The 18881-nt window shown below is 65.2% G+C and carries 22 protein-coding genes; 11 read left to right on the forward strand and 11 right to left on the reverse strand.

The window, feature by feature from the left end; translation table 11 throughout:
- A partial coding sequence (locus AC1DRE_RS03365) for an SDR family NAD(P)-dependent oxidoreductase (protein WP_476983339.1) occupies positions 1-460 on the reverse strand: 460 nt, incomplete at its 3' end.
- An 81-nt stretch (positions 461-541) separates the two neighbouring features.
- Here AC1DRE_RS03365 and AC1DRE_RS03370 point away from each other — a divergent pair.
- Together AC1DRE_RS03370 and AC1DRE_RS03375 are read left to right on the forward strand one after the other, a co-directional pair.
- Positions 542-1177, forward strand: a complete 636-nt coding sequence (locus AC1DRE_RS03370) for a TetR/AcrR family transcriptional regulator (RefSeq protein WP_476983340.1) — start codon at positions 542-544, stop codon at positions 1175-1177.
- A 58-nt stretch (positions 1178-1235) separates the two neighbouring features.
- Entirely contained in the window at positions 1236-1847 is a 612-nt protein-coding gene (locus tag AC1DRE_RS03375; RefSeq protein ID WP_476983341.1) for a hypothetical protein, read from the forward strand.
- 40 nt (positions 1848-1887) lie between these two features.
- Here AC1DRE_RS03375 and AC1DRE_RS03380 read toward each other — a convergent pair whose 3' ends face one another.
- Both AC1DRE_RS03380 and dapD read right to left on the reverse strand, forming a co-directional pair.
- Positions 1888-2739 (reverse strand): hypothetical protein, encoded by an 852-nt coding sequence (locus AC1DRE_RS03380; protein WP_476983342.1) that lies wholly within the window; start codon positions 2737-2739, stop codon positions 1888-1890.
- A 56-nt stretch (positions 2740-2795) separates the two neighbouring features.
- On the reverse strand, positions 2796-3827 hold the full coding sequence (gene dapD / locus AC1DRE_RS03385; RefSeq protein ID WP_364119451.1) for a 2,3,4,5-tetrahydropyridine-2,6-dicarboxylate N-succinyltransferase: 1032 nt from the start codon (positions 3825-3827) through the stop codon (positions 2796-2798).
- A 50-nt stretch (positions 3828-3877) separates the two neighbouring features.
- On the opposite strand from dapD, the gene dapE reads away from it, so the two are divergent.
- Entirely contained in the window at positions 3878-5002 is a 1125-nt protein-coding gene (gene dapE, locus AC1DRE_RS03390; protein WP_476983343.1) for a succinyl-diaminopimelate desuccinylase, read from the forward strand.
- Positions 5003-5065: 63 nt separating this feature from the next.
- On the opposite strand, the gene AC1DRE_RS03395 is transcribed toward dapE, so the two are convergent.
- From AC1DRE_RS03395 to AC1DRE_RS03410, 4 genes are all read right to left on the reverse strand, one after another.
- Complete coding sequence (locus AC1DRE_RS03395) at positions 5066-5923, reverse strand: amino acid ABC transporter permease (protein WP_476983344.1); 858 nt, start codon at positions 5921-5923, stop codon at positions 5066-5068.
- Positions 5920-6570 (reverse strand): amino acid ABC transporter permease, encoded by a 651-nt coding sequence (locus AC1DRE_RS03400; RefSeq protein WP_056343998.1) that lies wholly within the window; start codon positions 6568-6570, stop codon positions 5920-5922. The genes AC1DRE_RS03395 and AC1DRE_RS03400 overlap by 4 nt, the downstream gene beginning before the upstream one ends.
- Before the next feature lie 97 nt (positions 6571-6667).
- The gene (locus AC1DRE_RS03405) at positions 6668-7555 is read right to left on the reverse strand and encodes a glutamate ABC transporter substrate-binding protein (protein ID WP_476983345.1); all 888 of its coding nucleotides are present in this window, start codon (positions 7553-7555) and stop codon (positions 6668-6670) included.
- 70 nt (positions 7556-7625) lie between these two features.
- On the reverse strand, positions 7626-8381 hold the full coding sequence (locus AC1DRE_RS03410) for an amino acid ABC transporter ATP-binding protein (protein ID WP_043429919.1): 756 nt from the start codon (positions 8379-8381) through the stop codon (positions 7626-7628).
- Positions 8382-8545: 164 nt separating this feature from the next.
- On the opposite strand from AC1DRE_RS03410, the gene AC1DRE_RS03415 reads away from it, so the two are divergent.
- From AC1DRE_RS03415 to AC1DRE_RS03430, 4 genes are all read left to right on the forward strand, one after another.
- On the forward strand, positions 8546-9367 hold the full coding sequence (locus AC1DRE_RS03415) for an LOG family protein (protein WP_476983346.1): 822 nt from the start codon (positions 8546-8548) through the stop codon (positions 9365-9367).
- 23 nt (positions 9368-9390) lie between these two features.
- Complete coding sequence (locus AC1DRE_RS03420; RefSeq protein WP_364119468.1) at positions 9391-9750, forward strand: DivIVA domain-containing protein; 360 nt, start codon at positions 9391-9393, stop codon at positions 9748-9750.
- A 50-nt stretch (positions 9751-9800) separates the two neighbouring features.
- The gene (locus AC1DRE_RS03425; RefSeq protein ID WP_476983609.1) at positions 9801-11030 is read left to right on the forward strand and encodes a hypothetical protein; all 1230 of its coding nucleotides are present in this window, start codon (positions 9801-9803) and stop codon (positions 11028-11030) included.
- Positions 11031-11287: 257 nt separating this feature from the next.
- Complete coding sequence (locus AC1DRE_RS03430) at positions 11288-11455, forward strand: DUF3117 domain-containing protein (protein WP_009357720.1); 168 nt, start codon at positions 11288-11290, stop codon at positions 11453-11455.
- A gap of 45 nt (positions 11456-11500) precedes the next feature.
- Here the strand turns inward: AC1DRE_RS03430 and AC1DRE_RS03435 are convergent, their stop codons facing one another.
- Entirely contained in the window at positions 11501-12133 is a 633-nt protein-coding gene (locus AC1DRE_RS03435) for an O-methyltransferase (RefSeq protein WP_476983347.1), read from the reverse strand.
- A gap of 312 nt (positions 12134-12445) precedes the next feature.
- Between AC1DRE_RS03435 and sigE the strand changes: the two genes are divergently transcribed.
- From sigE to AC1DRE_RS03450, 3 genes are all read left to right on the forward strand, one after another.
- Positions 12446-13075: an RNA polymerase sigma factor SigE gene (gene sigE / locus AC1DRE_RS03440; RefSeq protein ID WP_309975721.1), complete on the forward strand. Its 630-nt coding sequence runs from the start codon at positions 12446-12448 to the stop codon at positions 13073-13075.
- Between the two features lie 161 nt (positions 13076-13236).
- A complete protein-coding gene (locus tag AC1DRE_RS03445; RefSeq protein WP_476983348.1) occupies positions 13237-14217 on the forward strand; it encodes a hypothetical protein in 981 nt (326 codons plus the stop codon).
- A gap of 81 nt (positions 14218-14298) precedes the next feature.
- Entirely contained in the window at positions 14299-14700 is a 402-nt protein-coding gene (locus AC1DRE_RS03450) for a twin-arginine translocase TatA/TatE family subunit (protein ID WP_104172173.1), read from the forward strand.
- 37 nt (positions 14701-14737) lie between these two features.
- Here the strand turns inward: AC1DRE_RS03450 and AC1DRE_RS03455 are convergent, their stop codons facing one another.
- Genes AC1DRE_RS03455 through AC1DRE_RS03465 form a run of 3 tightly spaced genes read right to left on the reverse strand, consistent with a single transcriptional unit; the run spans position 14738 to position 17863 of the window.
- On the reverse strand, positions 14738-15865 hold the full coding sequence (locus AC1DRE_RS03455; protein WP_476983349.1) for an Mrp/NBP35 family ATP-binding protein: 1128 nt from the start codon (positions 15863-15865) through the stop codon (positions 14738-14740).
- A gap of 11 nt (positions 15866-15876) precedes the next feature.
- Complete coding sequence (locus AC1DRE_RS03460) at positions 15877-16599, reverse strand: DUF1003 domain-containing protein (protein WP_104172175.1); 723 nt, start codon at positions 16597-16599, stop codon at positions 15877-15879.
- Complete coding sequence (locus AC1DRE_RS03465; RefSeq protein ID WP_476983350.1) at positions 16580-17863, reverse strand: magnesium transporter MgtE N-terminal domain-containing protein; 1284 nt, start codon at positions 17861-17863, stop codon at positions 16580-16582. Before AC1DRE_RS03465 ends, AC1DRE_RS03460 begins: the two co-directional genes overlap by 20 nt.
- A 76-nt stretch (positions 17864-17939) precedes the next feature.
- Between AC1DRE_RS03465 and AC1DRE_RS03470 the strand changes: the two genes are divergently transcribed.
- Positions 17940-18824 carry a YflT domain-containing protein gene (locus tag AC1DRE_RS03470; RefSeq protein ID WP_476983351.1) on the forward strand — a complete coding sequence of 295 codons (885 nt, stop codon included), beginning with the start codon at positions 17940-17942 and terminating at the stop codon, positions 18822-18824.
- Positions 18825-18881 lie beyond the last annotated feature (57 nt).

Consider the following 18881-nt stretch of genomic DNA (forward strand, 5'->3'; position numbering starts at 1 on the left):
GTTCCTTGGTCCGGCCGTAGGGGTTGTTGGCGCCGATCTCCATCTTTTCCACATAGGGGATGGGGTTGTGCTCGCCGTACACGGTAGCCGAGGAGCTGAACACGAGGGAGCGGACGTCATGCTTGTCCATGACGCGGATCAGGTTCAGCGTGCCGACGAGGTTGTTGTAGTAGTACTTCAGCGGCTCCCGGACCGATTCACCCACAGCCTTCAGGCCTGCGAAGTGGATCACTGCGTCGATCCGGTCCTGCGCGAAAACGGCGTCGACGGCCGGCTCGTCCACGAGGTCAACGTTGTGGAACACCGCTTCCTTGCCGCTGAGCTCGGCCACGCGGCGCAACGACTCCTCGCTCGAGTTGACCAGGTTGTCGATGACTACCACGTCATGGCCGGCTTCCTGCAGGGACAGTACTGTGTGCGACCCGATATACCCGGTGCCGCCCGTGACCAGAATTCTCATGGGCCCAACGCTATCCCAATTGGCCAGCCTGCTGCCCGTGTTGCCCACGCCTTGGCGGCACAACTGTGCTAAATAATAGGGGTGCCTAAAATCGTTGATGCCGCAGTCCGGCGACAGGAAGTTGTTGAAGCAGTCTTCAGGATCATCGCCGCGGACGGGCTGGAACGGGCCTCCCTGCGTGAGGTCGCTGATGAGGCCGGACTTGCGGTGGGTTCCGTCCGCCACTATTTCGCCAGCAGCGACGAACTCCTTGCCCACTCCTTCGGTGTTGTGGTGGACCGGATCACCGCCCGGCTCGACGCAGCCCGGGAGGACCTCATGCACCTGGCCCCGGGGACGGCGGGCCACACTGAAGGAGTGTTAACACTGCTGGGCCAGTTCCTGCCGCTCGACGAGGAACGTGCCGTGGACGCGTGTGTCTGGATGGCGTTCAAAAACGCAGCCAGGATCAGGCCCTTCCTAGCCGCCGAGGCTGACCGCAGCCACCGGGCCGTAGCCGCCGTTGTGGGGTGGCTCATCATGGAACTTCGGGCGCCCGGGGAACTGGACGACGACGGTCACCAGTTCCTGGTCACGGAAGCGGAGCGGCTGCTCGCCACCCTGGACGGCCTGACGATGCACGCCCTGCTGCAGCCGGAATGGATGACCGCGGAAATGTGCCGGGACGTGCTGGCATCCCACTTGCAGAGCCTTGTCGAGTCTCCAGCCGCCCATTAACGTCGGTAGTCATCAGGAATACACTGAGACAGTAAACAAGCCAAGGGAGGCCATTCGGATGCACCACACAGGCGGTCCTGGCTGGCGAATCACTATGGACACCTCGGGTCCCATGCTCATTGCACTGTACGTTCGCGACGCCGCCGGACTGGACAGTGCCGGGCGCCCCGCGCTTTGCCACATGGCGCCAAAGATCCGTCCGGTGGACCACGCCAACCTCACGTCCGAAGTAGGCGGGATCAGCGCCCTGAAGACAGAGTGGGAGGCCTGGTGGGAGCAGCTACTCAAGGCGCATCCCCAAATGGCCCCCGAAGTGGCCCCTCCCGGGTTTGACGCCTTTGGCAACTCGCCGGCCCTGCGGCGTGTACTGCAGGCGCATTTCGGTTCTGCCCTGACCTGGGCAAGGGAGCGCCGCGCCGAATATGCGGCCATGGAAGCTGAACGCGAGGCCAGCGGCGCCGCGCAGCTTCTCGGCGACATGGTGGAGGACAGACTGCTTGAAGTGGGCCGGGCATCGCGGGATTTCACGCTCACGATTATCGAACTCCCGCTGACGGAACCGCGGGCATGGTACCTGGAGCCGGACAAGATCATCATGAGCAATGAACTCCTGACCCAGCCGGAGGTGTTCCGGAGCTACGTCCAGCCTGTGGTGGAACTGCTCGTCTGAGCACCGGCTGCAGCAGGGATACCCCCGTCAGCCAGCCCGTTCAGGGAGTCCCGGCTGCGACCGTCACCGTGACCTGGCCCGGCTGCCCGTCGGAAGCCTGCCAGCCGTTCCGTGACTTCCGGTCCCAGCTGAGTTCTCCTACGTCGACCTCCGTCACGGACAGGGATTTCGCGTTCGCCACCGCCCACTGCCCAACGGCCCAGGCCTGGCTGCCGCTCACGTCCAGCACGATCGTGCTGCCGTCCGCGGTCGCCGGGACATTCCCGAAAGCTGCTGTCAGTTCGCCAACGACAGACTGGGCGTCGCCGGGCCCTTCCGGTGACTTGAGCGTGCAATCCAACGCTTCCGTGGACTGCCCGGTCAGGGCGGAGGCAAACGCCCGGCCCATGTCCTCGTGCTGTGCATAGGCCTGCGGGTAGGCCGAGCGCTGGACCTGCTGCGCGGCGGCCGTGATTTCCAGGGACTCGTACCCGGGGATCTTCACCAGGGCGTCGTAGAACGCGCCGGTCGCAAAATAGGGGTCCATCACCTGTTCCTCGGTGCCCCAGCCCTGTGATGGCCGCTGCTGGAACAGTCCCCGGGAATCCGGCCCGGCGTGGTCGCCGTGTTCGATGTTGCGCAACTTCGACTCCTGCATGGCGGTGGCCAGGGCGATGCTCGCCGCGCGCGGCGGCAGTCCCCGGCGCACCGCGACGGCGGTGATCAGGGCGGCGTTTGCCGCCTGGTCGGTTGCCAGTTCGGCCTTAGCGGAACCTACAGCGGCAGTGCACATTTCGGCAACGAGCGTTTCCGATCGCTGGATAAAAGCCACTGCCGTGTAGATCCCGCCGGCAATCAGGGCCAGGGCCAACCCCAGCACTAGCAGGCGGCGCAGGCCACGTTTCCGTGACACGAGGCTACTCCCTCAGGCCCTCGACGGGCCGGTTGAACATCGACGGGCAGACGTAATCAGTTGGCGTGGAGTGCCTCATTGAGTTCAACGGTCTGGCCCTTGCGGGGGAGCACCTCGACGGCTCCGCTCGTGGAATTGCGGCGGAACAGGAGGTTGGGAACTCCGGAGAGCTCCACGGCCTTGACCACCTTGGTGGTGTCCTCGCCGTCGGCATCCTTCGGGCCGACCAAGCGGACACGGGTTCCGGCCGTGACGTACAGTCCGGCCTCCACCACCGAGTCATCACCGATGCTGATTCCGACGCCGGAGTTGGCGCCCAGCAGCACGCGCTCGCCCAGGGAGACCTTTTCCTTGCCGCCGCCGGACAGCGTGCCCATGATCGACGCGCCGCCGCCGACGTCCGTGCCGTCGCCGGCCACAACCCCGGCCGAGATGCGGCCTTCGACCATGGATGTACCCAGGGTTCCGGCGTTGAAGTTGACGAAGCCCTCGTGCATCACCGTGGTGCCTTCGGCCAGGTGCGCGCCGAGCCGGACGCGGTCGGCGTCGGCGATGCGGACGCCCGCGGGCACCACGTAGTCCACCATGCGCGGGAACTTGTCCACGCCGTAGACAGTCACGGCACCGCGCCGGCGCAGCTTGGCCCGGGTCAGTTCGAAGCCCTCAACGGCGGCCGGACCGAAGTTCGTCCAGACGACGTTGGGGAGCTTTCCGAAGATGCCGTCCAGGTTGATGGTGTTGGGCTGGACCAGGCGGTGCGAGAGCAGGTGCAGGCGGAGGTAGGCATCGGCGGTGTCGGCAGGAGCCTCGTCCAGGTGCACCTGGACGAAAACGACCTGCTGTTCGGTGCCGCGGTCCGCATCGGTGCCGGCTGCGGCGATCTCGGCCAGCACCGGATCAGCGTTCCCGACGTCCCGGAGGCTGTCCGCCGCGGTTCCAAGCGACGGCGCGGGGAACCAGACATCCAGCACCGTGGCCTCGCCATTGCGGGTGGATATGGTGGCCACACCGTAGCCATAGGCGGAGCGGGCGTCGGCGGATGCGGAATTGTCAGCGGGCACGGCGGAAGCAGCAGCGGTTTCAGTCATGGCTCCAGTCTATCGAGAGGCGGGAGCAGGACTCGAACTAGACTGTGATCGTGACTGCTCAAACCGCCTCCGCCCACCTGGACCTCCGCCAGGACGTTGCCCTCCTCACCGCTGCGCTCATCGACATCAACAGTGTCTCGGGCAATGAGAAGGAGCTGGCCGACGCCGTCGAACATGCGCTGCGGAGGATTCCGCAGCTTGACGTCGTCCGCGACGGCGATTCAATCATTGCCCGTACCGCCCTGGGCCGGCAGGAGCGGGTCATCCTGGCCGGACACCTGGACACGGTGCCCCTGCCGACCACCGGAGGGTCCCTCGGCACCGTCCCCTCCTTCTGGCCGTCCGGCGCACCGGGGGAAGGGCTGCTGTATGGCCGCGGCACAACGGACATGAAAGGCGGCGTCGCGGTGCAGCTGGCGCTGGCGGCGTCGATGTTCGACGGCGGCACGGAACCCAGCAAGGACGTCACCTTTGTGTTCTACGACCACGAGGAAGTGGAAGCGGTCAAGAGCGGGCTTGGACGGCTGGTGCGAAACCACGGCGGATTGCTCCACGGCGACTTCGCCATTCTGCTGGAGCCGACCCATGGCACCGTCGAGGGGGGCTGCAACGGCACCAGCCGTTTTGAGGCCACCACGGTGGGCGAGGCCGCGCATTCCGCGCGTGCGTGGATGGGCAGCAACGCCATCCACGCGGCGGCACCCATCCTGGCCCGGCTGGCATCCTACGAACCGCAGACCATCAACGTGGACGGCCTGGACTACCGCGAAAGCCTCAACGCTGTGAAGATCAACGGCGGCACGGCGGGTAACGTCATTCCGGACCGGTGCGTGGTGGAGATCAACTACCGCTTCGCCCCGGACAAGACGCCCGACCAGGCGGAAGCACACGTCCGCGCACTCCTGGAAGGCTTCGACGTCGTCCGCACGGACGCCGCCGCCGGCGCGCGGCCGGGACTTAATCACCCTGCCGCCGCGTCCTTCGTGGCCGCGGTCGGAGCTGAGCCCAAGCCCAAATACGGCTGGACCGACGTCGCGCGTTTCAGTGAACTGGGAATTCCCGCCGTGAACTTCGGCCCCGGTGACCCGCTGCTGGCGCACAAGGACAACGAACATGTGGACGCGGAAGCCGTCCGCGAATGCCTCCGGGCGCTGCGGACCTGGCTTTCGGCCTAGCCCCAAGCAAGAGGGTCCGCAGCCTGCAGGCTGCGGACCCTCTTGCTTGTCTGGCGGATGCTGCTACTTGGGTTCCCGTACTTCCGGGAGTTCCGGTGCCACGACGGCGGTTGGCGCCTTGGCCACGCCACCTGCGGTCTTGTTGGAGCCGCGCCGTTCGATCCAGATTGCGAGCCGGGAAACGCAGATGTTGATCACAATGTAGATGGCGGCCGCCACAAAGAAGATGGGGAACAGGAACGCGTTACCCAGGAAGTCCGCCATCACCTGGACCGCGCGCAGAAGCTCGCCGTACGCCACGATGTAGCCCAGCGAGGTGTCCTTCAGGAGCACCACCAGTTGGGCCACCAGCGACGGCATCATGCGGCGGACAGCCTGCGGCAGTTCCACGAGCATCCGGGACTGGAAACTGGTCAGGCCGATGGTCAGGCCGGCCTCCCGCTGTCCCTTCGGCAGTGATTGGATGCCGGCCCGGATGATCTCCGCGAAGATAGCGGTGTTGTAGAGGACAAGCCCCGCCACCACCGCGATGAAGGAACTCGTTCCGAATACCAGCAGAACGAAAAGCATCATCAGGACAACCGGCATGCCGCGGAGGAATTCCAGGACCACGCGGGCCGGAACCCGGATCCAGGCGATCAGCGAGATGCGCAGCAGGCAGAACATCAGACCAAGGGGGAACGCGATCACTGCGGCGAGGGCGGCGGCGGTTAGCGTGGCACCGAGGCCGTTTCCGAGCAGCATCCAGACGTCGCCCCGGGTGAAGATGGCCCAGCGGCGGCCTTCAAAAATGCCCTGTTGGGCGAGAGTCATAACGATCCATGCCAGGAGGCCCAGGATCAGCACGGTTCCAACCACGGAACCGATCAGTGAGACCCGGCGCGCTTTGGGGCCGGGAACGTCGTAGAGGACTGAAGTCATCGGGCAATCGCCACCTTTCGTTCCACCGTGCTGGCGAGGATGCCCAGCGGAATGGTGAGGAGCAGATAGAAGAACGCAACGCCCAGCAGTACTGCCATGACCTGGTCACCGTTGGCGTTGGCCATTTGGCGGCCGTAGCCGAACAGTTCCAGGACAAAGAACGCGCCGGCGACGGAGGAGTTCTTGACGAGCGCGATCAGGATGTTGATGAGTGGCGGGATAACGGTCCGCAGCGCCTGCGGAAGGATGATGAGGTTCAGGACCTGGCCGAAATTCATGCCGATACTGCGGGCGGCCTCCGCTTGGCCAAGAGGGACGCTGTTTACGCCTGAGCGGACTGCTTCGGCGATGAAGGCCGCTGTGTAGGCGCTGAGGGCGATGATCGCTGCTACCTCGAACTGCTGGAATGTCACGCCGAGACGGGGCAGGACGATAGCCGCAAAAAAGAAGGCAATGGTCAGTGGCGTGTTCCGGAGGATTTCCACGTAGACGGTGCTGAATCCCCGAAGGGCCGCAACGGGGGAGACACGGGCTGCTGCCAGCAGTGTTCCGAGGATGAGGGCGATGATCCCGGAGACGACGGACAGGAAAAGGGTGCGGAGAAGGCCTTCCCAATAAAGAGGGAGGTTTTCAATGATGACTTCCATGGGATCCTTCGGCTCTAGGCATAGGGGGTCAAAAAGCAGGGTGGCGGCTTCCGGGGGAATGCGTGCAACGAATTCCCCCGGAAGCCGCCGTTGCTACCTAGTAACGGTTGATGGCCGGAAGTTCCGGGGCAGTCTTGATGACGGAGCCGGCGGTTGCTTCCCAGGCCTTCTTGTAGGACCCGTCCTTGCCGAACTCTTCCAGCTGGTCGTTGATCCAGTTGCGGAACACGGTGTCGTCCTTCTTCAGTCCGATGCCGTAGGGCTCCTTGGTGAAGGTTTCGTCCGAGGCCAGCTTGAAGGCCTCAGGTTCCTTGTCCACGAAACCGGCGAGGATCACGTTGTCCGTGGTCACGGCTTCGACCTGCTTGTTGCGCAGCGGCTCGAGGCAGGCCGAGTACGTGGCGGCGGGAACGAGTTCTGCTCCGTACTTTTCCACGATGGTGGCTGCGGGAGTGGAGCCGGTCACGGAGCAGACCTTCTTGCCCTTGACGTCTTCGGGCTTCTTGATGGAGTCGTTGTCCTTGTTGACCATCAGCGCCTGGCCGGCCTCGTAGTACGGCCCGGCGAAGCTGACGACCTGCTTGCGCTTGTCGTTAATGGTGTACGTGGCGATGACCAGATCCACCTTGCCCTGTTCGATGAACGGCTCGCGGTTGGCCGAGACGGTCTCCGACCATTCGATCTTGTCCGCTGCGATGCCCAGCTTGGCGGCAATCAGCTTGCCCATTTCGACGTCAAAGCCGATGGGCTTGCCGTCCAGGCCAACCTGGCCAAACAGCGGCTGGTCGTACTTCGTGCCGATTTTGATGGATCCGGCGGAGGCGAGCTTTTCCATGGTGCTGCCCGCTGCGAAGGTGGGCTTCTCGGCGACGGTGGGGTTGCTGGTTGTGCCGCCGCCGCTGCCGCCGCAGGCGCTAAGTGTCAGGGCGAGGGCTGCTGAGGCTGCAACCACAAAGGACTTCCGTCGTGTCAAAAATGCCTTCATGACATTACCTTTCATTGGGCGGCCGCTGTAGTGGCCTGGGTGCGAACTGAGTACGTGCGATCCCGGGGAATCAGTGAGTGAGGAGCTTGGAGAGGAAGTCCTTGGCACGGTTGCTCTGCGGGTTCGTGAAGAATTCCTCAGGCGTCGCGTCCTCGACGATCTGGCCGTCGGCCATGAACACCACGCGGTCGGCGGCTTTGCGGGCGAAGCCCATCTCATGGGTGACCACGATCATGGTCATCCCTTCCTTGGCCAGCTGGATCATGACGTCAAGGACTTCGTTGATCATTTCCGGGTCAAGGGCCGAGGTGGGCTCGTCAAAGAGCATGACCTTCGGCTTCATGGCCAGCGCCCGGGCGATAGCCACACGCTGCTGCTGGCCGCCGGAGAGCTGCGCCGGAAGCTTGGGGGCCTGGTGTCCGACGCCGACGCGTTCCAGGAGAGCCATGGCATCCTTGTCGGCCTGCGCCTTGGGCACACCCTTGACCTTGATCGGGCCCAGGGTGACGTTCTCCAGGATGGTCTTGTGCGCGAAGAGGTTGAAGGACTGGAAGACCATTCCGACGTCGGCGCGCAGCTTGGCGAGTTCCTTGCCTTCTTCCGGGAGTTCCTTCCCATCGATGGCGATCTTGCCGTCATCGATGGTTTCCAGGCGGTTGATGGCCCGGCAGAGTGTGGACTTACCGGAACCTGACGGTCCGATGACCACAACAACTTCGCCCTTGCGGACGTTCAGGTTGATGTCCTTGAGTACGTGCAGCTGGCCGTAGTGCTTATTCACGGCTTTCAGGGAGACGAGAGCATCGCCGGGCACTTGAGTAGTCATAAGAGAGAATCTAGCGAACATTAGCGAGATATGACGGCAATCACTCCAAGTTCCTACAGATCGTAATTCAAGAGATACCTGCTGGTCAGCGGCTTGACGGCTGGCTGCCATGGGTTCGGACCTGCCGGACAGACGGGCTTGGAGAAGCGCGCTAGCCTTGGTGGATGAGTACCGATCCGCAGTCTTCTCCCACTCCAGTACCTCCCATTGCCACCCGTCACAAGGGTCCGCTGGAGCTTCGCCGTAAACAGGCGGCCGTGGAGATGTCGGACCAGCACCTGCTGGACACCAAGGGGCCCGGTCAGTTCGTCCACACTGATCCGTGGCGGGTGCTCAGGATCCAGAGCGAGTTCGTGGAAGGTTTTGGCGCCCTCGCCGACCTCGGACCGGCCGTCAGTGTTTTCGGCTCCGCCCGCACCAAGCCCGGCTCCGCCTACTACGAGCTGGGCGTCGAAGTGGGCCGCAAACTCGCCGAGGCCGGAGTTGCCGTTATTACCGGCGGCGGGCCGGGCTCCATGGAGGCCGCAAACAAGGGTGCCGTCCAAGGCAACGGAGTGTCTGTGGGGCTCGGCATCGAGCTGCCGTTCGAGCAGGGCCTCAACCAGTGGGTGGACCTTGGCATCAACTTCCGCTACTTCTTCGCGCGCAAGACCATGTTCGTGAAATACGCGCAGGGGTTCATTGTGCTGCCGGGCGGGCTGGGAACCCTGGACGAACTCTTCGAGGCCATGGTGCTGGTGCAGACCCGAAAGGTCACCTCTTTCCCCATCGTGCTGCTGGGTACCGCCTTCTGGGGACCGATGCTCGAGTGGATCAGGGGCACGCTGGTGGAAGACGGCATGATCTCCGAGAAGGACCTTGGGCTCATTCAGGTCGTTGACGAGCCTGGGCATGCGGTGGACCTCGTCATCCATGGCGCAATCCGTCCGGCACCGGGCACTAGCAGCAGTAACGGCGGGCCGAACGGCAACCAGCGCCCTGAATAGCGGCTGCGCCGACGTCTGGCACGATGGATCCTGTGAGTTTCTTCCTGATTTTCCTCGCCATCGCGCTGATCGGTGCCGCACTTTTCTTCGGAGCCGATTTCGCGTCGGGTCTTTTTCGGCGCCGGCGGCGCGGCAGCTCCGCGCTTTTGGACGGATTCGACGAACCTGTCGCCTCGCTGCCTCCGGTGCTTCTTCCCGCTGAAGCCCTGCCCGCCGACGTCGACCGGGTCCGTTTTGCCCTGGGGCTGCGGGGTTACCGCATGGACCAGGTTGACCAGGTGCTGGACGAACTCCGTGATCAGATTGCTGCCAAGGACCGCGAAATTGAACGGCTGCGCGCGGAACTCCATGCACCGGCGCAGCCCGGGGAGAGCGGGCCTTGAGCCGACCGGACACTTCCGCCGGGCAGGAGGCGCCGGGGGACTACCGGGGGCTGAACGGCCTTGTGCGGAGAATTGTGGCGTCCGTTGCCGCCCGTTCCGGTACGTGGCCCTGGTGGGCGCAAGCGGCCTGCGTCTACGCCGCTGCGCGAATTGTCAGCGCCTGCATATTCATGGCGGCTGCCCTTCACCAGGGCGTCAATCCCTGGTTTCCCGCCAAGCCGGACTACTGGAACTTCATCAACATCTGGGATGCCCGCTGGTACGGCGAAGTACTCCGGAACGGGTACCCCCGCCAACTGCCGGTGGACGAAAGCGGCAACGTCCAAGAGAACGCCTGGGCGTTCTACGCGCTGTTCCCGATGCTGGGGAGGGCGCTGTCGACCATGACGGGTTTGGATCCCGCACTGGCCCTCACCTTCATCGCGATGGCAGCCGGGCTGGGCGCTGCCCTGGTGGTGTACTGCCTCTTCCGGCAAAAGGCCGGCCACCGCACGGCAATGTGGGCGGCGGCCTTCTTTTCCGCCTTCCCCGTGGCCGCGGTGCTCCAGGTGCCTTATGCCGAATCCCTCAACCTCCTGCTGCTGGCGTCGGCCCTGCTGCTGGTGATGCAGCGGCGGTATCTGTGGGCAATGCCTGTCGTTGTGCTGATGTGTCTCTCCAGGCCAACGGGGGTGCCGTTCGCCGCCATGGCCGGAGGGCTGCTCGCCTACCGCGTGTGGCAGCGGACCCGATCCGGGCCGGACAACACGGGCCAGTTGCCCCACAACGGACGTGAGCTCCTCTCCCTGGGAGCATTGGCGGCCGTCAGCGCACTCAGCGCCCTGATGTGGCCTGCCATCGCATGGGCGGTGACCGGGGACCCCGCAGCCTACACCAAGACCGAAACCGTATGGCGCGGCCACGACCTGGTGCCCTTCAAGCCGTGGTTCGATACCGGGATCCAGCTTTTTGGCCCGGTGCTGGGAATCCTTGCGCCATTTGTGTTTGTGGCCCTCTTCGGGCTTCTGATGACGTCCCCGCCGGTGGTGGCGCTCGGGGCAGAACTGCGGCTCTGGTGCGTCTGCTACATGGGATACCTGCTGGTGTTCCTGCACCCCCAGACCAGCACGTTCCGGATGCTGTTGCCGCTGTTTCCGCTGGCGCTGAGTGCGGCCCTGCTATCGCGTTCGCGGGCCTACCGCGGGGCGGTGGTCACCATGTTCGTGCTGCTCCAGATCGTCTGGATCGTGTGGCTGTGGGCCTGGGCGCAGCTGCCCGGCGGGGGAGACTATCCGCCGTGAGCCGGAACGGCCGCTATGACGGCGGCCACGATTTTCCAAGCGATGAAGAAAATCCATCAATTAGCTACAGGCGGGTAATTACAGGATAATAGGGGTTAAGCATGAACAAATTGCAGAGCCCGTTGGACTCAAAAATTGCATTCAGAACTGTTCAGCCATGGTGGCCGCTGCTAGGCCGCCAAGGCGGCTTGTTTGACGACGCGGCCACAGCCCGCCCGGGCTGGTAGGTCCTGGGACTATTGGAGGGGATTTTCCTCATGGCGGCTATGAAACCACGCACCGGCGACGGCCCTATGGAAGTAACCAAAGAGGGCCGCAGCTTGATCATGCGTGTGCCGCTCGAAGGCGGGGGACGGCTTGTGGTCGAACTTAACGCAGCAGAGGCGGCAAACCTCAAGGAATGCCTCGTCGGCGTTACCGAATAGTTTTGGTGGGGAAGGGCCCGCGGCCGGAAGGCTGCGGGCCCTTCCTTATTTCTTGACCGCTACCAGGAGTCCGTCGCCGGTGGGGAGCATGGCCGAGGCCAGGCGATCGTCGTCGCGGATTGACTTGCCCACCTGGCGAAGAACCGCGGTGGTGGAATCCCGGGCGGCCGGGTTGGCCACCCGGTCCTTGTCCAGTGCGTCGTTGATGATCAGGAGGCCGCCGGACTTCAGCAGCCGGATAGCCTGCTCCACGTATCCGGGAATGTTCGGCTTGTCCGCGTCGATGAACACCAGGTCGTAGGCGCTGTCCGTCAGGCGCGGCAGGACGTCTCCGGCCCGGCCGGAAATGGTGCGGGTGCGGTTGGCGGGGCTTCCCGCTTCCTGGAAGGCCTCCCGTGCAGCCCGGAGATGTTCCACGTCGACGTCGATGGTGGTTAGCACCGCCTGGGGTCCGAGCCCGCGAAGCAGGCAGACGCCGGACACACCCGCCCCAGTGCCGATTTCCACGGCCGTCTGCGCCTTGGAGGCCGCCGCCAGTACCGTCAGGACCGCTCCAACCCCCGGCCCCACCGGTGCCACACCGAGCTCGAAGGAGCGTTCCCGAGCATGCAACAGGACTTCATCCTCGGCAGGCAGATCTTCTGCATAGGACCAGCTCGTGGACTTATCGGCGCTCATGAGGATTCGCTTTCTGGGCGGCAGGGGGATTGTTTCTAACAGCGTACTGTGTCCGGCGGTGCCCGCACCGGAGGTGACGGCGCGGCAGGCTGTGGCCAGTCGCGGATGTGATCGGGGCCACCGGTTCACATCCCTGGGCGCGTTTGTTTCCGCCCAAGGCTGAAGCCCGGCGAAAGTCAGGAAATTCCCAGCCAACTTTGAAATGATGGTTATCCGCTCATCCAGGAGGTGATCGGCGCCGAAGCACTGGTGTCAGTCCGACTGGTGCCAGAACCGCCCAGGCGTTTGTACCATCCACGAGGGGAGTGGACGATGTCAGCATCAGTTGTGGCACCTGTCCCGGCAATTGAAGATCCAGTCGCACAGCCGGAAGCCGAGTGGGTCAGGCCAACATGGGAAGAAGTGGTTACAAACCACTCCGCCAAGGTCTACCGGCTTGCCTACCGCCTGACCGGCAACAAGTACGACGCCGAGGACCTCACCCAGGAGGTGTTCGTCCGCGTCTTCCGGTCACTGGAGAACTTCAAGCCCGGCACGCTGGACGGCTGGCTCCACAGGATCACCACCAACCTGTTCCTGGACCAGGCCCGGCGCAAGAGCCGCATCCGTTTTGATGCCCTCGCTGACGACGCCGAATCCCGGTTGCCCGGCCGCGAACCCGGCCCGGAACAGAGCTTTGAATTCAACAACCTGGACCTTGATGTGCAGGCCGCCCTGGAGGAACTGCCGCCGGACTTCCGCGCCGCCGTCGTCCTCTGTGACCTGGAAGGCCTGTCCTACGACGAGGTCGCCGAGGCCCTGGGGGTCAAACTCGGAACCGTGAGGTCCCGCATCCACCGCGGCCGCACCATGCTCCGGGAGAAGCTGGCCCACCGTGATCCCCGGACCAGGCAGTCCCTCAAGCCGCGGCTCAAGATGCCGCGCATCGCCGGCATCCTCTGATCGGCTCCATGGGTCAGCTGAGAAACCTGCTGCGTGGCCTTGGAGGCAACTGTTCGCGCGGATTCCTGCCTCGGGGCAAGCGCGGACGCAGCGCGAAACACATGGAATCGTGCCCCGAATGCGCGTCCCTTCTGTGGCGGGAACGCCAATACCTTGAGCGCATGCGGCGTGCGGCAATCCCTGCCGCCAGCGACGACCTGACGGCCAGGCTGCTGGCCCGGACGCAGCACCTCGCCATGGCGCCTGCTTCCTCAGCTGCCCGGCCGCCCGTTCTTGCCTCGCCGGCCGTAAAGGTGCTGGGTCTGGCCGCCGGCGGAGCCGTGGCGGCGGCCGGCGTGGTCGCCGGGGCCGCCTACTTCCTGGCCGGTGACCCCAGGCCCGTGGCAGCGGGTGTTTCCGCAGAGTCGTTCCAGCAGCAGGCGGCCACTTTCGGGCTTCAGTCGTCGGATGGCGTCCTCCCGCCCGGCGGCGCCGCTTCTCCCGGCTCTGGTTCCCCGGACGAGGTTTCTCCCGACACCGGCTCAGGTAGCGCCAGCTCGGGAAGTGCCGGCGCCGCGCCGCTGGGGACAGCAGGCATGCTGACGTCCGCGGAACTCCAAAGCCTCCGAGCGCGGGGATGGTCCTGCCCGGAGCTCCAGGCAATGGGATTCCACGTGCTCTGGGCGCGGCGTGAAGCCGTCTCAGGGCAGGGCGTCCTGGAGCTGAGGCTAACCGACGGCAACCACTTCGCCACTGTCCTGGAACAGCACCCGCAGGTCCGCCCGGCGGGTGGTTTGCCGTCTGCAGCTGCGGCTTCCTCGCCGACGAATATCCTGACGGGCCGTCCTGCCGCCGAAGACGGGTTCGTGCCTGCGCCGGAAAGCGGCGTGCCTGCGGGCGGGCTGCTGTGGATCAACACATCCGCCCCGTGGAAGGCCATCTACCAGACCTCCGATGTGACGTTCACCTATATTTCGGACCTCCCCGCGGAGACGGCCGACGACGGCGTGGCGGAGCTGATCGGCTCGGTCTCCGCGACGGCGGCGCCGAGCGCGGACGGCGGACCGGCAGGTCCCGGAACGGACAAGGCTGCCGGGCCCGAGGCACTGCCTGCGCGGCTGCAGCGCGGACTGGGCCGCATCATGGAGCTTTTCTCGCCGTGAGCCGTCCGTCCTTTGCAGCGTGGGCCCTGCGGTCCGCGTCAGAATCGTCACCAGCGTGCCGGAGAGGGTAATCTTCCTAAAGTGTTTGGAATCAACGGCCCGGAGTTTCTCCTTCTGCTGATCATCGGCGTCCTGGTGATCGGCCCCAGCCGGCTGCCCGAATACACCCAGAAACTGGCGAACCTGGTGAAGGAAGTCCGCCGGATGGCGTCCGGCGCGCGGGAACAGATCAAGGACGAAGTCGGCATCGACATCGACGATGTTGACTGGAAGAAATACGACCCGCGCCAGTACGATCCCCGCCGGATCATCAAAGAAGCGCTGCTCGACGACGACACCAAGCCCGTCAGCGCCGGTGCCCCCGCAGCGGTTGCTGCAGTAGCCGCAGCCTCCGCCGCGTCCTACGCCGAAGAACGTCCGGCACGCGTCATCGAGCGACTGGCCGACGGCGAGCGGGCTCCCTTCGACTCCGAGGCCACCTAAGCCGGGATTTGGACTGCCCCAGTCACGCGCGCAACAATCACCGCGGCTGGAGGCCCAGTTTCATCCCCGTCAAACCGCGGGGCCTTGCCGCTAGCTTCCCCGCAATCCCGGTCAGCGCCATCGCCGCGGGAGTCTCCGGCCGGCCGAGCACGATCGGTTCGCCGGCGTCGCCGCCCTCGCGGAGCAGGATGTCCAGGGGAATCTGGCCCAGCAGCGGGACCTCCGCACCCACGGTCGCGCTCAGCCGCTCGGCGAGGACAGCGCCGCCGCCGCTGCCGAACAGTTCCATCCTGCCGCCGTCGGGCATTTCAAGGTAAGACATGTTCTCCACGATGCCGGCAACGGACTGACCCGTCTGGGTGGCAATGGCGCCGGCACGTTCGGCGACGTCAGCGGCCGCCGTCTGCGGGGTGGTCACCACCAGGATCTCGGCCTTGGGGAGCAGCTGCGCCACGGAGATGGCGATGTCCCCTGTTCCCGGAGGCAGGTCCAGGAACAGGGCGTCCAGGTCGCCGAAGTAGACGTCGGTGAGGAACTGCTCCAGCGCACGGTGCAGCATGGGTCCGCGCCAGGCCACCGGCTGATTGCCCTTGACGAACATTCCGATGGAAATGACCTTCACCCCGTAAGCGACCGGCGGCAGGATCATGTCGTCCACGCGGGTGGGGGACTGGTCGATGCCCATCAGTGCCGGCACCGAGAATCCGTACACGTCAGCGTCGATAATGCCGACGCGCAGGCCCTGGGCGGCCATGGCGCAGGCGAGGTTCACCGTGACCGAGGACTTGCCCACCCCGCCTTTGCCGCTGGCCACCGCGAACACCTTCGTGAGGGATCCGGGCTGGTTGAACGGGATGCCCCGCTGTCCTCCGGGTCCGCGAAGCTGCTCCTTCAGCGCATCGCGCTGCTCCTGCGTCATGACTTTCAGCTCGACGTCGACGCCCGTGACGCCCGGCACGGCCGACAGCGCCGCCTCGGAGTCCGCGGTGATGGTGCCGCGCAGCGGACAGCCGGCGATGGTAAGCAGCACCACGAGCCGGACCAGGCCGTCGTCGGCGATGTCCACGGACTCCACCATGCCCAGTTCGGTGATGGGGCGCCGCAGTTCGGGGTCGATGACAGTGGCCAGTGCAGCGTCCACTGCCTGGGCCAGGGGGGTGCTCATGCAGTCAGTGCTCAGCTTTCGGGGGAATTGAGGTGCGCGGGATAACCGGGCTTGTCCGGCTTGACCTTGGGGATCTGCTGGGTGCGCGGGTTGCGCTGCTTGTCGCGGCGTTCCTTCAGCTTCTCTTTGACTTTGTCCTTGGGCGACTCGTGGCTGCCAGCACCGGACGGATCATGGGTGCGGAGTTCCTCCTGTGCCTCCAGCATGTCCTCGAGGAGGCTGCGGAGCTCGGCGCGGACGTAGTCGCGGGTGGCGACCTCGCGGAGCGCGATGCGCAGGGAGGCCAGTTCCCTGGTGAGGTACTCGGTGTCGGAGAGGTTGCGTTCGGCGCGCTGCCGGTCCTGCTGCAGGGACACGCGGTCGCGGTCGTCCTGGCGGTTCTGGGCGAGCAGCAGCAGCGGGGCCGCATAGGAGGCCTGGAGCGACAGCATCAGGGTCAGCAGCGTGTAGCCCAGGGCCTGCGAGTCGAACTGCCATTCCTCGGGCGCGAAGGTATTCCAGACCAGCCAGAAGACGCAGAAGATCGTCATGTAGACCAGGAAGGTCGGCGTGCCCATAAAACGGGCAAAGCCTTCCGTGGCGTGGCCGAACGCATCGGGATTGGGCGAGAACTTGGGAAGAATGCGCTGGCGTCCGCTCAGGGGCGTATCGAGGCTGCCTTTGCCCGCGGCCTTGCTGCCCGGCCTGGTGTTGGAGCTTCGTGCGGAGGTGTTCTCAGCCAATGCGGCCTCCAAGCTTCCTTATCGGGGCGTCGTCCTCGTGGGCGCGCCAGTCATCGGGCAACAGGTGATCCAGCACGTCATCTACCGTCACCGCCCCCACAAGTCGTCCGTCGGCGTTGACCACGGGAAGTGAGTTCAGGTTGTACGTGGCCAAGGTCCGGGCCACCTCGCTGATGTGTGCCTGGTCGGAGACTGGTTCGAGGGTCTTATCCACGAGGTTGCCCAGTGGTTCGGGCGGGGGATAGCGCAGCAGCTGCTGGATGTGGACCACACCCAGGAACCGTCCGGTGGGCGTCTCCAGCGGGGGCCGGGCAATGAAGATGGACGACGCCAGGGCCGGCGAAAGTTCCTCGCGGCGGACGTGGGCCAGGGCTTCGGCCACGGTGGCCTCGGGCGGGAGGATGACCGGAACAGGCGTCATGAGGCCGCCGGCGGTGTCCTCGTCGTACTCGAGGAGGCGCCGGACGTCCTCGGCACCTTCGGGCTCCATCAGCTGCAGCAGTTCCTCCGCCTGGGCCGACGGAAGTTCGGCAAGGAGGTCGGCGGCGTCGTCGGGGTCCATTTCCTCCAGCACGTCCGCGGCGCGTTCGACGTCGAGTGCCGAGAGGATCTCCACCTGGTCGCCTTCGGGCATCTCCTGAAGAACGTCGGCGAGCCGTTCGTCCTGGAGCTCGCTGGCTACCTCGAAGCGGCGCTTGTCGCTCATCTCCTGGAGGGCTTCGGCGAAATCGGCCGGTTTCAGGCCCTCGTGCGTCGCGACGAACTGGGTGGCGGCCTGCGGTTCCGTCCTGGCACCCTGCTGCGCGTCAGCCCAGTCGATGATCATGGTCTCGTTGCGGCGGAGCCGGCTCAGCGGCGAGAGGGAGTGTCCGCGGCGCACGAACAGCTTGCTGACGAACCAGTCGCCGGAACGGTGCCGGTCCATGGCGATGTCCTCGATGGTGGCGTCGCCGCTGCCGTCCGCCAGGGTCACGCGGCGGTCGAACATCTCAGCCACCACGAGGGTTTCCGCGCCGCGCTGTTCGAAGCGGCGCAGATTGACCAGGCCCGTGCAGATGATCTGGGTCTGGTCGATCGAGGTGATCCGGGTCATCGGCACGAAGACGCGCTTCTTACCGGGTACTTCCACTACGATGCCCACCACGTGCGGGGCGCCACGGGTGCCGCGTGAGAGCACGACGACGTCGCGCAACCTGCCGAGACGGTCGCCCAGGGGGTCGAAGACATCCAGTCCGAGGAGGCGCGCAACAAACACCCGCGAAATATTTGTGCTCACCACTACAGGCTACCGAGTCTGCTCTCTTTTAGCTGAATTTCAGCCTGCACACAGCCGGATGGGCAAGAATGGGTGTATGTCAAACATTTTTGGTGCCCCCAAGGCCGGTGTCCCGAACGGACCGGACGAGTTCCGCACGGTTCCGGCCGGGGACACCGTCGGTTCGTATACCTCCTACCTGGACGCCCAAAAGGCGGTGGACTACCTCGCAGACCAGCAGTTCCCCGTCCAGCTGGTGTCCATCGTGGGCAACGACCTGAAGATGGTGGAGCGCGTCACCGGCCGGCTGAGCTACCCGCGGGTGGCGTTGTCGGGCGCACTGAGCGGTATGTGGTTTGGCTTGTTCGTGGGCGTCATGCTGTCCTTCTTCTCGCCCACCGGCGGCTACTTCTCGATTGTGACCTCCGTGCTCATGGGTGCGGCGTTCTTTATGCTCTTTGGCATCGTGACCTACGCAATGCAGCGCGGGAAGCGCGACTTCACCTCCACCAGCCAGGTGGTGGCCACCAACTACGACGTCGTGGTGGCCTTTGAGGCTTCCCATGAGGCACGGCGCATGCTGCAGCAGCTGCCCATGACCACGTCGGATGCGTCCGCCGGGGCCGCAGCGTACGGCCAGCGGGACTACCAGAACCAGCCGTTCCAGCAGCCCGGACAACAGCATGGGCCGCAGCAGGGAACAGGACCCCAGCGGCCCGCCGGCTGGAACGACCCTTACGGCCAGAGGACGCCGGAAGCCGGGAACCAGCCGTCCGCCGGTGCCCACGCGGCCGGAGCCCCGGGTGCCGGACCGCAGGCTGCTGCCGAGGAACACCCCCAGCACCGCGCGGCTCCCACGCCCCCCGTCCGCTACCCGGACCTGCCCGATGGCAGACCGCAGTACGGTGTCCGCGTCACCGATGTGCCCAAACAGGAGGAAAGCCCCAAGCAGGGGCCGTCCGAAGGCGACAAGCAGCCGTAGCCCGGGGACACATAAGGCCTCCGTCCGGACAAGATCCGGGCGGAGGCTTTTTGCGTA

Source organism: Arthrobacter sp. P4_H3, assembly GCF_056400885.1.